This window comes from Actinomadura fibrosa (assembly GCF_900659615.1).
GTDB lineage: Bacteria > Actinomycetota > Actinomycetes > Streptosporangiales > Streptosporangiaceae > Spirillospora > Spirillospora fibrosa.
In genome coordinates this window covers 121,381-133,599 of record NZ_CAACUY010000006.1, presented here as the reverse complement: position 1 = coordinate 133,599, position 12,219 = coordinate 121,381, and the positions used below count along the sequence as shown (strand labels likewise).

9 protein-coding genes are annotated in these 12,219 nt (G+C 75.4%); 2 read left to right on the top strand and 7 right to left on the bottom strand.

The window, feature by feature from the left end; genetic code table 11:
• Positions 1–94: 94 nt before the first annotated feature.
• The 7 genes from E1300_RS04605 to E1300_RS04575 all read right to left on the bottom strand — a co-directional run bounded on the left by E1300_RS04605 (position 95) and on the right by E1300_RS04575 (position 6,443).
• Positions 95–316, bottom strand: a complete 222-nt coding sequence (locus tag E1300_RS04605) for a Flp family type IVb pilin (RefSeq protein WP_131755600.1) — start codon at positions 314–316, stop codon at positions 95–97.
• Positions 317–344: 28 nt separating this feature from the next.
• Positions 345–1,262, bottom strand: a complete 918-nt coding sequence (locus E1300_RS04600; protein ID WP_131755599.1) for a type II secretion system F family protein — start codon at positions 1,260–1,262, stop codon at positions 345–347.
• Positions 1,259–2,191 carry a type II secretion system F family protein gene (locus tag E1300_RS04595; RefSeq protein WP_131755598.1) on the bottom strand — a complete coding sequence of 311 codons (933 nt, stop codon included), beginning with the start codon at positions 2,189–2,191 and terminating at the stop codon, positions 1,259–1,261. The genes E1300_RS04600 and E1300_RS04595 overlap by 4 nt, the downstream gene beginning before the upstream one ends.
• Positions 2,192–2,248: 57 nt before the next feature.
• Positions 2,249–3,550 carry a TadA family conjugal transfer-associated ATPase gene (locus E1300_RS04590; RefSeq protein WP_131755597.1) on the bottom strand — a complete coding sequence of 434 codons (1,302 nt, stop codon included), beginning with the start codon at positions 3,548–3,550 and terminating at the stop codon, positions 2,249–2,251.
• Complete coding sequence (locus tag E1300_RS04585) at positions 3,551–4,612, bottom strand: hypothetical protein (protein ID WP_242618940.1); 1,062 nt, start codon at positions 4,610–4,612, stop codon at positions 3,551–3,553.
• 2 nt (positions 4,613–4,614) lie between these two features.
• Positions 4,615–5,511: a CpaB family protein gene (locus E1300_RS04580; RefSeq protein WP_131755596.1), complete on the bottom strand. Its 897-nt coding sequence runs from the start codon at positions 5,509–5,511 to the stop codon at positions 4,615–4,617.
• A 230-nt stretch (positions 5,512–5,741) separates the two neighbouring features.
• Positions 5,742–6,443 carry a TetR/AcrR family transcriptional regulator gene (locus E1300_RS04575; protein WP_131755595.1) on the bottom strand — a complete coding sequence of 234 codons (702 nt, stop codon included), beginning with the start codon at positions 6,441–6,443 and terminating at the stop codon, positions 5,742–5,744.
• Between the two features lie 209 nt (positions 6,444–6,652).
• Between E1300_RS04575 and E1300_RS04570 the strand changes: the two genes are divergently transcribed.
• Entirely contained in the window at positions 6,653–7,570 is a 918-nt protein-coding gene (locus tag E1300_RS04570) for an NAD-dependent epimerase/dehydratase family protein (protein ID WP_131755594.1), read from the top strand.
• A gap of 143 nt (positions 7,571–7,713) precedes the next feature.
• Positions 7,714–12,216 carry an FtsK/SpoIIIE domain-containing protein gene (locus E1300_RS04565; RefSeq protein WP_131755593.1) on the top strand — a complete coding sequence of 1,501 codons (4,503 nt, stop codon included), beginning with the start codon at positions 7,714–7,716 and terminating at the stop codon, positions 12,214–12,216.
• Positions 12,217–12,219: the final 3 nt, after the last annotated feature.

Below are 12,219 nucleotides of genomic sequence, written 5' to 3'. Positions count from 1 at the left end.
GCCCGGAGGACGCGCGCCGCCCGGGCGGCTCGGCTTCGTGCGGCGGCCCGGGCGTCGGGGGCCGCCGGGACGGCTCGCGGGGGCGCATCGCGGCTCAGCCCGTCTTGATGCTGTCGGCCTTGTCCGTGATCTTCTTCTGGATCACCGCGCCGATCGTGATGGCGATCAGCGCGAGGATCGCCGTGATGATCGCCCATTCGATCGCCGACGCGCCCCGGCTCCGCTCCTCGTCCGAGCGGAGCCGCGCCAGCCGGGTGCCGAGCAGGGCGCGCAGGTAGACGACGGACGGGTCGTTCAGGGGGTTGAGCGGACTCATCGGGTACCTCCGGAGGGGGTCGGGGACGTCATGAGGCCAGCACCCGCATCAGCGCCGGGTAGGCCAGGAAGATCAGGAACCCGGCGCACAGGAACAGCTGCGCGACGAGCATCGACTGCGACCGCTCGCCCGCCTTGCCCTCCAGCTCCGACAGCTCGCGGCTGCGCATCGACGCGGCGCGCGCGGCGAGCGACTTGCGGATCTGCGCGCCGTCGTCGGCGACGAGGGCGAGGGCCCCGGCGAGGTCGCGCAGCTCGGCGATGTCGAGCTCGTCGCCCAGCCGGCCGAGCGCCTGCCAGGGGGTCTGGCCGGTGATGCGCGCGTTGGACAGCGCGTCCCGGATCCGGTGCATGGCCCAGCCCTCGCCCACGTTGGACGCGGTCATCAGCGCCTCCGGGACACCGCGCCCGCCCGCCAGGTTCATCGACACGAGGTCGAGGAACGCGCCGACGACGTGCCGGAAGTCCTGCCGGCGGGCCTGCGCCTCCTGCCGGAGCTGCATGTCGGGGAAGAAGAAGAACAGCACCGCGAACAGCAGGCAGACCCACGCGGGGAGCTGCACGGACGAGCCGAGGCCGAGGATCGCGAAGTAGGCGACGACCAGCGGGATGAACAGCAGCGCCGCCGCGGGCAGCAGGAACTTGGTCGCGAGGAACGCCTCCAGCGACCGCTCGGTGATCGCGAGGTCGGCGCGGATCGAGCGCAGCTTCCAGCCGCGCGTCTCGCAGAACCGCACCAGCTCCCGGCCGACGCGGGCGCGCATCCCGCCGACGCGTTCGAGCGTCGGCGACATCCGCCCGGCCTGCGCCTCCTCCAGGTCGCGGCGGCGGGCGGCGTCGACGGCGGCCATCCGCGCCGCGAGCCCGGGCCGCGCCGGGAACAGCGCCCGGACCAGCAGGTACAGGCCCGTCCCGAGGACGGCGCCGGCGAGCATCGCCCCGGTCACGGCGCGGCCCCCGTCCCGCCGCCGGCCTGCCAGCCCGCGACAGTGCTCGGCACCTCGCCGGGGACGCCGGGCTGCGCTTTGCGGGGCTCGCTGAGGAACCGGCCCGGCAGCTCGTACCTCGCCAGGCGCCGCAGCCACAGGAACGCCGCCGCGTACAGCGCGACGACGACGCACAGGACGAGCTGGCCAAGGAAGTCGTCGTACGGCTCGACGTAGGAGTGGTTGAACACGGCGAGGCCCAGCGCCGTCCCGACGGACACGCCGACGACGATGCGGACGCTCCGCCGCGTGGAGCGCCGGTCGGCCTCGACGCGGCGCCGCATGTCGAGCTCCGCGCGGGCCGAGTTCGCCAGCGCGCCGAGCATGTCGCGCAGGCCGGGCCCGCGCAGCTTCGCGTTCAGGATCAGCGCCGCGATCACCAGGTCGGCGGACGGGTCGTTCAGGTCGTCGGCGAAGCGGCGCAGCGCCTCCGGCATCGGGACGCGGGTGTGCAGCCGGTCGACGAGCCCGCGCAGCGGCTGCTGGAGCGCGGGCGCCGCGGCGCGCTGCGAGGCGGGGATGGCCTGTTCGAGGCCGACGGCGCCCGCGATCGTGTCGCGCAGCGACTCCGTCCAGGCGGCGAGGGCCTCCAGCCCCGCCATGCCGCGGCGCTCCTCGGCGGCGCCGCCCGCGAGCCCGTTCCAGCCGAGGACGAGCGCGCCCGTCCCGGCGGCGGCGATCGGCCAGCGGGTCACGACGAGGACCGCGACGCCCGCGATGACCGACACGGCCGTGCGGGTGCTGAGCGTCCGGACGATCTCCTCGCGGCTGCGGGCGCGGGTCCGCCCGGGACGCCGCGGCAGCCCGCGGATCGCCACGACCAGCAGCAGGATCCCGCCGCCCACCCCGGCGCCCGCGAGAACGGCGAGCAGCACGTCAGGCGCGTACATCGCCGCTCCCTTCCGGGGCGCGGCACCGCCCCCGGTGGACGCCGTGCGCGGAACGCGTCACCAGCCACCTCCGGCGGACGGGTCGTACCCGTGGTCGGCGAGCTCGGCGGCGCACGCGATCGGCGCGTTCGGCACCGCGACCCCGCCGGGGCCGAGCGCGAACACCTCCGACGACAGGACCCGCCCGTCCACGCCGGTGACCTCGCGGATGCTCGCGACGTAGCGGCGCAGCCGCCCCCCGGACGCGTACTCGTTGCGCTTCTCGATGAAGACGACGAAGTCGATCGCGCCCGCGATGAGCATGTGCGTCGCCTCGACGGGCAGCCGCTCCTCCGACTGGATCGCGTACGTGGCGATGCGGTTGAAGACCTCCATCGACGAGTTCGCGTGGATCGTCGACAGCGACCCGTCGTTGCCCTGCGTCATCGCGTTCAGCATCGTGACGATCTCGTCGCCGAGCACCTCGCCGACGATCACCCGGGACGGGTTCATGCGCAGCGACCGGCGCACCAGCTCCGCCATCGAGATCGCGCCCTGGCCCTCGGAGTTCGGCAGCCGCTGCTCGAACGCCACGCAGTTCGGGTGCAGCTCGGGGAAGGCGTCGAGGCCGAGCTCCAGCGCCCGCTCGACGGTGATGAGCCGCTCGTTCGCCGGGATCTCGTTGGCGACCGCGCGCAGCAGCGTCGTCTTCCCCGCGTTCGTCGCCCCGGCGATCATGATGTTCTTGCGGGCGTGCACGGCGGCGCGCAGGAACTGCCCGACCTCCTGGCTGAACGTGCCGTTGCCCACGAGGTCGGCGAGGAACACCTTGCCGAGCCGGGCGCGCCGGATCGACAGCGCGGGGCGCACGGTCACGTCCATCACGGCCGAGAGCCGCGACCCGTCCGGGAGCCGCAGGTCGAGCTGCGGGTTCGCGGTGTCGAACGGCCGCGACGACAGCCCGCTGTAGGCGGCGAGGATCTGGATCAGCTCGACGAGCTCCTCGTCGCTCTCCGCGACGGGCTCGCCCATCACCTCGCGGCCGTCGGCGTAGCCGATGAACACCCGGTCGCAGCCGTTGACGTCGATGTTCTCGATCTCGGGGTCCTCCAGCAGCGGCTGGAGCCGGCCCACCCCGAACAGCGCCGCGTGCACGCCGGCCGCGAGCGCCTCCTCCTCCTCGGCGTTCGGCGGGCGCCGCCCGGAGGTGATCTCGCCGCGCGCGAACTCCTCCAGGACCTGGCCGATGAGCGCGCGGGCGAACTGCCGCTCGTCCTCGCCGGTCATCGGCGGCAGGCCGTGCGCGGCGTCGAGGCGGCGCTGCTGGGCCAGCCGGTCGCCGACCTCCTGGCGAAGCCGCTTGACGAGCCCGTGGTCCACCTACCGCTCCCCCTTCTCGTGCCGCCCGCCCGCCGACGTCACCTGCTCGGACGCCCCGCCCCCGGCCTGAGCCTCACCCGGCGCTGCGTGCTGCCCTACTGGTGGGGTGAAGCGGCCGGTCGAGGCGTCGTGTGCTGGCGGGGACGGCTGCTCGCCCGGGGGACGTTGGCCGTTCGGGGTGTACTCGCCGGGGGCGTGGGCCGCGGGACGAGGTGGGGGGAGCCGTCCGATCAGGTCGGACGCGACCTCGCGGGCGGAGCGGATGAGGAGCGAGCGGTCGAGGCGGCCGCCCCAGCGGCCCGAGAGCAGCTCGGCGCCCTTCGGGTCGAGCGCGAGCCCCCCGATCACGCTGACGGGCGGGACGGCGGGGCCGGGCTCGGTTCCCGCGCCGGCGCCCGCGTCCAGGGCGTGGCCGCGGACGCGTGCGCCCGCGATGATCCGGTCGACCTCGGCGATCGAGCCGCGGAAGTCGCGGGGGTCGGCGAGCACGAGCACCCCGACGGGCGGGCCGCCGCGCAGCTCGGCGGTCAGCGCCGCGACGCGCTCGCGCAGGTGCGCCACCTGCTCCAGCGTCGCCCGCGTCAGCAGGACGACGAGGTCGGCCTCGCGGAGCATGTCGGTGAGCGGCGTGCCCGCGCCGAGCCGCCCGCAGTCGGCGATGACGTCGACGGGCGCGAGCCCGGCGAACGCCCGGCCGAGCGGGCCCCACAGCCATGTCATGGCCTGGGCCTGCTCGGCGTTGGTGAGGCCGACGAGCACGTCCAGCCCGCCGACGAGCCGCTGGCAGTGCTCGGCGACCTGCTCGGGCCGCAGCCCGCGGCGGGCCGTCGCGGCGAGGCTGAGCAGGCCGCGGGACGGGTTGAGCATGCCGCCGTCGCGGTCCTGGGCGGGGGCCTCCCCGCCGGTGGAGGGCGCGGCGGCGGGCAGCCGGTACACGAGGTCGCCGCCCGCCTGGTCGCACTCCGCGACGAGCACGGGGCGCGGCCACACGGCGCCGAGGGCCACGGCCGCGGTCGTGACGCCCGGCGCCCCCTTGTCGGCCGCGAGCGCGATGAGTGCCACGGTCAGTTCCCGCCCGTCCCCGTGCCGGTGCCTGGCGTGCCCGTCCCGGGGGTGCCGGTGCCCGCGCCGCCGGTGCCCGTGCCGTTCGTCGCGGGCGGGCTCTGCTCACCGGCGCCGGGCGTCCGCTCCGGGCTCTCGGGCGCGGCGGGCCTGCTTGAGGACACCTTCGTGCCGTCCGGGACGAGGGCGAGCGCGACCGTCCCGGCCGAGGCCGCCTGGGTGAGCTGGGGCGCGTCGGCGGGCAGGACGGCGACGTCCACGGTCGTCTGGTCGGAGCGGAGCCGGTCGCCGCCGCCCCGGGCGATGCCGATCACGATCGCGTCGGGCGACAGGACCGTCCCGGCGCGGGGGCCGCCGCCCGTCCCGCCGCCGACCGCGTACAGGGTGACGCGCTTGCCGATGTCGACGCCGCGGGCGGGGAGCTGGCCCGGCTTGAGCGCGAGGCCGACGACGAGGCGGCCCTTGGCGGCGCCGTCGGACGGGCTGATCATGGAGTTGGTGAGCAGGGCGCCCTTCACCAGCGGCACCGCCGCGTAGTAGCGGCCGACGTTCTGCCGCTCGGACCAGTTGATGTACTGGATCCCGGTGTCGCCGACCTGAACCTCTTCGAGGGCGCTCGGCGGGATGCGCTGGCCCGCCGCGACCGGCTGCGCGATCCGGATCGCCGAGACGCGCTGGCCACTCGCCATCACCAGGTAGGCGCTCGCGAGGGCGCCGCCGAGGATCAGCAGCACCGCGAGCGCGGCGAGCGCGGGCTTGCGCTCGCGCGGGGACGCGGGAAGCCGCTGCCCGCCGGAGGTGCCGAGTCCCGAGCGGCCCAGCCCCGCTGCGCCGCCGGGCGGGTTCGCGGCGACCCCGCCGGCGACGGACTGGTTGGACGACTTCATCGCACTCGCCACGCGCCCCTTCCCGCCCCGCGGAACCCGCCCGCGCGATCTCGCACCTTCGAGCAGCGATCCATGCTCGCGGGGACGGTGATGCCGCGTCAATGGATTCGCAAAGGTGAAGCGTTCCCGAGACCCGTGAAACCGCCCTGACCAGGGCAATCACCGGACACTTCGCCACTTACCACCAGTCACACGCGTCACTGACCGCGTTCCCGGCGCTCCAGGGCCGGGGCGGGCGGAGATCAGAAGCGGAAGCCGACGAGGCGGCCCAGCAGGGTCATCGAGTGGTCGAAGTAGGCGCCGCGCTCCACCACGACGGTGTCGAACTGGCCGAACAGCTCGAAGCCGACCGTCCCGAACAGGCCGGTCCAGGCCGTGAGCGCCCGCACGACCACGTCGTCGGGCACGTCCATGGCGACGGCCCGGCGTCCGCGCGCCGCGTCCGCCGCGAGCTCGCACGGCATCGGCGGGACGGGCCCGGCCGGGTCGAGCGCTCCGGCGGCGTGCGCCTCGGTGACGATCCGCGCGTAGACGACGGTGTCGCGGACGGCGGGCGAGACGGTGTCCTGCGGCGCCTGGTAGCCCGGCACCGGCGACCCGTACAGCAGGGCGTACTCGTGCGGGTTCGCCAGCGCCCAGGTGCGGACGGCGCGGCAGACCGCGAGCCAGCGTCCGCCGAAGTCGTCGGCGGGCGCCGCGGCGTCGGCGCGCTCGACCGCCTCCCCGAGGGCGTTGTAGCCGTCCACGATCAGGGCGGTGAGCAGGTCGTCCCGGCTGGGGAAGTAGCGGTAGATCGCCGAGGAGACCATCCCCATCTCGCGGGCGACGGCCCGCAGCGACAGCCCCGCCGCGCCCTCGGTGCCGAGATGCCGCCGGGCCGTCTCGACGATCTCCCTGGTCAGCTCGGCCCTGACCCGTTCCCGTGCCGTGCGTCCCGCGCTCATGGCCCCGCACTCTAACAGAGCGGCGGACAGAAAAGAGAGCACTGCTCTTGACGAACGGCGATCCAAAGAGAGAGCATTGCTCTCGAAAGGGAACGGCGCTTCGTGAAGAGGACGGCGCACGCAACGTCTCGCGACGTCCTCGCCACACCCGCACGGACCCGCACACAGCGGAACCGCATCGCGGACCGCGCGACTTCGCAGGAGGAACCATGGGCAAGCACGTGATCGTCGGAGCCGGCCAGGTCGGCGCGCACCTCGCCGAACGCCTCACCGAGCGGGGCCACGACGTCGTCGTCGTCACCCGGTCCGGCTCCGGGCCGGACGGGGTCGAGCGGATCGCCGCCGACGTCACCGACCGCGCCAGGCTGGCCTCGATCACCGCGGGGGCCGACGCCCTCTACAACTGCGTCAACCCCCAACTGCACCGCTGGGCCGAGGACTGGCCGCCCATGGCGGGCTCGTTCCTCGCCACCGCCGAGAAGACCGGCGCCGTCCTCGTCACGCTCGGCTGCCTGTACGGGTACGGGCCCGTCGACGGGCCGATGACCGAGGACCTCCCGCTCAACGCCACCGGCACCAAGGGCCGCATGCGGGCGCGCATGTGGGAGGACATGCACGCCGCGCACCAGGCGGGCCGGATCCGCGCGACCGAGCTGCGCGCCTCCGACTACTACGGCCCGCGCAGCACCGACCAGGCGTACCTGGGCCAGGTCCGCTTCGTGGACCCCCTGCTCGCCGGCAAGCGCGTGGCCTTCCTCAGCGACCCGTCCGTCCCGCACAGCTGGACGTACCTGCCGGACGTCGCCGAGGCCCTCGCCATCGCCGGGACGGACGAGCGCGCCTGGGGCCGCCCCTGGCACGTCCCGACCGGCCCGGCCGTCTCCACCCGCGCGGTCGCCGAGCGGCTGTGCGAGCTCGCGGACGCGCCCAAGCCCCGCGTGTACGAGCTCCCGCGCCCCCTCTTCAAGGCCATCGGGACGGTCTCGCCCCTGTTCCGGGAGCTCCGCGAGACCCGCTACCAGTTCGACCGCCCGTACGTCCTCGACTCGTCGGCGTTCCAGAAGACGTTCGGCATGGCGCCCACGCCGCTCGACCAGGCGCTGAAGGCGATCATCGCGGCGTCGTGACCGGGCACGGCCGCCCGCCGGGACCGGCGGGCCCGCCACGGACCCCATCCGTGTCGTCTCCCGGAGCCGGAGCGGGCCGAGTAATTAAGCTGGCCCGGGCGGCTTGCCCGGATCAGGCACGGCGGAGGGCGCGGAGGGCTCGGATGCGGATCTCGTTCACGGCGCTGACCGGCGGCGGGCCACGGGACGTCGTGATCGACGTCGACTCCGAGGCCACCGTGGACGGGGTCGCCCGCTCGCTGTCCGCCGCGCTGGACGGCGCGGCGCCCGCCCCCAAGGCGGCATCGCCGGTCCCGGCCCCGCGCTTCACCAAGGCCGCGCTCGGGGCGCCCGCGGAACGTCCGCGGCAGGCCCTCTGGGTGGACGGGCGGATGCTCGACCCGCGGTCCCTCGCCGTCAAGGAGCTGCGGGACGGCGCGGTCGTCGCCGTCGAGCGGCGCGGCGCCGCCGCCACCGTCCTCGCGGAGCCGACCGGGCTGGTCGAGGTGCGGGTCGTCGGCGGGCCCGCCGCCGGGTCGGTGCACCGGCTCGGCCTCGGCGTCGCCACGATCGGGTCCGGGAACGACGTGGACGTCAGCCTCGCCGACCCGTCCATCCCGGCGCGGTCGCTGCGGGTCACCGTCGGGGTCGAGGGCGTGCAGGTCGAGGCGTCCGCGATGACGATGCGCGGGCCCGCCTCCCTCGACGGGGAACCGCTCACCGCGAAGGCGGACTGGCCCGCGGGCGGCCTGCTGACCGTCGGCGCCAGCGTCCTCGCCCTCGCGCCGAGCGCCGCCCCCGACACCCACCTGGAGCCGCTGCCCGAGGGCGGCCTCGCGTTCAACCGGCCGCCGCGGCTGAACCCGGGACACCACGTCCGCGAGCTGGAGGTCCCGAGGCGTCCCGAACGCAACCAGCGGGAGCGGCTCCGCCTGTTCGGCGCGATCCTGTTCTCCGCCTTCGGGCTGGTCATGGCGTTCGCGATGGGCCAGTGGTGGTGGGCGCTGTTCGCGCTGGCCTGGCCCGTGATGACGGTCGGCGAGTGGATCGGCGACCGGCTGCACGGCCGCAAGTCGTACAAGAAGGCGCTGAAGGAGTACCAGCGCAAGGCCGGCGAGTTCGACGGCGAGTTGGACCGGCTGCGCCGCGAGGACCAGGCGGAGCGGCGCGCGCTGCACCCCGACCCCGCCGAGATCCTCCTCACCGCCACCGGGCCGCGGCGGCGCCTGTGGGAGCGGCGCCGCGACGACCCGGACGCGCTCCACCTCCGGATCGGCCTCGCCGACCTGCCCGCCCGCGTCGAGCTGACCGGCGAGGCCGCGGGCATCCCCGTCCCCACCGCGCGGCAGGTGCCGGTCGCGCTGCCGCTCGCCGAGCTCGGCGTCCTCGGCCTCACCGGCCCCCGGCACGCGTCCCGCGCGCTGGCCCGCTGGCTGGTCGCGCAGGCCGCCGCCCTGCACAGCCCCGGCGACCTGGCCGTCGTCGTCCTGTCCGCGGACGAGGGCGCGGGCGGCGACTGGAACTGGGTGCGGTGGCTTCCGCACGCCGCGCCGCGCGAGGGCGAGGAGTGCCTGGCCCTGGTCGGCACCGACCCCGAGTCCGTCGCGCACCGCGTCACCGAGCTCGCGATCCGCGTGACCGAGCGGCGCCGCGCCGCCCAGTCCGAGTCGGCGTTCCTCGGCCAGAAGAAGCCCGCGGAGACCACCCCCTACAACGTCCTCATCGTCCTCGACGGGGCGCGCGCGCTGCGCCGCGTCCCGGGCATGCCCATGCTGCTGTCCCGCGGACCCGAATACGGCATCCACGCCATCTGCGTGGACGACGAGGAACGCCTCCTCCCCGAGGAGTGCCGCGCCGTCGTCGCCTGGGACCCGGACCACCCGTCCCTCGTCCACCTGCGCGGCCAAGGGCTCGACGTCATCGGCCCCGTCCTCGCCGACCAGGTGTCCCCCTCCTGGACGGACCGCGTCGCCCGCGCACTCGCCCCCGTCCGCGACGTCTCCCGCGAAGACGCCGAGGAATCCATCCCCAAGGACGTCCGGCTCCTCGACCTCCTCGACATGCCCGAACCCACCCCCGAGCACGTCCTCCACTCCTGGACCCGCACCGGAGGCCGCACCACCCGCGTCCCCATCGGCGTGGGCACCGGCGGAGAGAAGCGCTCAGGCCGCCAGCAGGTCCACGACATCGACCTCCGCGCGGACGGTCCCCACGGGCTCATCGCCGGCACCACCGGCGCGGGCAAGTCCGAACTCCTCCAGACCCTCATCGCGTCCCTCGCCGTCGCGAACCGCCCCGACGAGATGACGTTCGTCCTCATCGACTACAAGGGCGGCGCCGCGTTCAAGGACTGCGCCCGCCTCCCCCACACCGTCGGGATGGTCACCGACCTCGACGGCCACGCCACCGAACGCGCGCTGGAGTCCCTCGCCGCCGAACTCCGCCGTCGCGAGGAACTCCTCCTCCACGCCGGCGCCAAGGACATCGACGACTACAACGACCTGCGCCCCGCCGACCCGTCCCTGCCGTCCATCCCCCGGCTCGTCCTCGTCATCGACGAGTTCGCCGCCATGGTCACCGAACTCCCCGACTTCGTCGCCGGCCTCGTCGACATCGGACGCCGCGGACGCTCCCTCGGCGTCCACCTGATCCTCGCCACGCAGCGCCCCGCCGGCGTCGTCACCCCCGACATCCGCGCCAACACCAACCTCCGCATCGCGCTGCGCGTCACCGACCCCGACGAGTCCACCGACGTCATCGACACCCCCGACGCCGCGCAGATCTCCAAGTCCGCCCCCGGCCGCTGCTACATCCGCTCCGGCGCGTCCACCGTCCACGCCGTCCAGTCCGCCCGCATCGGCGGACGCCGCCCGGGCGCCGCCGCGGAACGCCGCACCACCGTCCACCCCATGCCCTGGCAGGGCCTCGGCCGCCCCCTCCCCGCACCCCGCGACGCCGCCGACGACGCCCTCACCACCGACCTGTCCGCCCTCGTCCAGGCGATCGACGCGGCCGCCCGCCGCGCCGGCGCCGCCCGCCAGCCCTCCCCGTGGCTGAGCCCGCTGCCCGACCGGGTCCGCCTCACCCCCCGCACCGCCGCGGGCGGCTCCGTCGTCGACGTCCCCCCGATCCCGTTCGGCGTCACCGACCTGCCCGCCGTCCAGTCCCGCGAGCCCCTCGCCCTCGACCTCGCGTCCGGCGGCCACCTCTACATCGCGGGCTCCGCCCAGTCGGGACGCTCCACCGCGCTCCGCACCATCGCCGGGTCCCTCGCGGGCGCCTGCTCCCCCTACGACGCGCACCTGTACGCCATCGACTGCGGCGCCAACGCCCTGCTGCCCCTCATGTCCCTGCCGCACTGCGGCGCCGTCGTCACCCGCGACCAGCTCGACCGCTGCGAGCGCCTCCTCACCGCCCTGTCCGCCGAGGTCGCCCGCCGCCAGCAGCTCCTCGCCGAAGCCGGGTTCGCGTCCCTCGCCGAGCAGCGCGCCGCCGTCGCCGCCACCGACCGCCTCCCCTGGATGGTCCTGCTCCTCGACCGCTGGGAGGGCTTCCTCGGCGCCTTCGAGCACTACGACTACGGCCGCCTCGTCGACCAGACCCTCCGCCTCCTCCGCGAGGGCGCCGCCGCCGGCCTCCGCGCCGTCTTCACCGGCGACCGCTCCGGCCTCGGCGGCCAAGTCTCCACCGTCTTCGACCGCCGCCTCGTCCTGCGCATGTCCGACCCGAACGACTACGGCTACGCGGGCCTCCAGGAGAAGCAGGTCCCCGCCGCGATGCCGCCCGGCCGCGCCCTGGAGGCCGTCGCCCCCGGCGTCCCCCTCCGCGAGTCCCAGATCGGCGTCCTCGCGGACGACCCGTCCGGCACCGCCCAGGTCGCCGCGCTCCAGGACATCGCCCGCGCCGCCGTCACCCGCTACGGCCGCCTCCCCCGCCGCCAGCGCCCCCTCCACGTGGACGAGCTGCCCGTCCGCGTCACCTACCGCGAGGCGATGGCCCTCGACCCCGACTTCCTCGCCCCGTCCGCCCTCTGGGCCCTCGTCGGCGTCGGCGGCGACACCCTCGCCCCCGTCGGCATCGACCTCCTCAACGAGGGCCCCGGCTTCGCCGTCGCGGGCCCGCCCCGCTCAGGCCGCTCCACCACCCTCCGCACGATCGTCCACTCCCTCCTCGACCCCGCCATCGCGGGCGGCCTCGTCCCCGTCGTCCTGGTCACGCCCCGCCGCTCCCCGCTCCGCCTCCTGTCCGGCCGCCCCGGCGTCCTCGGCGTCCTCACGTCCGACTCCGACGCCGACGACCTGGAGAAGGCGATCGGCGACGAGCACCGCTACGCCGTCGTCGTCGACGACGCCGAACTCCTCGACGAGACCGACCTCGACGACGCCCTCCGCGACGTCCTCCGCACCGCCCGCGACGGCGAGCACGCCGTCGTCATCGGCGGCACCACCGCCGACCTCGGCCGCGGCTACCGCGGCTTCCTCTCCGACACCCGCCGCTCCCGCTCCGGCGTCCTGCTGTCCATCGAGTCCCCGGACGACGGCGACCTCTTCGGCCTCCGCCTTCCCCGCAACGCCCCCCTGGCCGGGCCCACTGGCCGCGGCCTCTTCGTGGCCGCCGGCGTCACCACCCAGATCCAGGTGGCCCTCCCACCCCCGACCACCGACTGACCG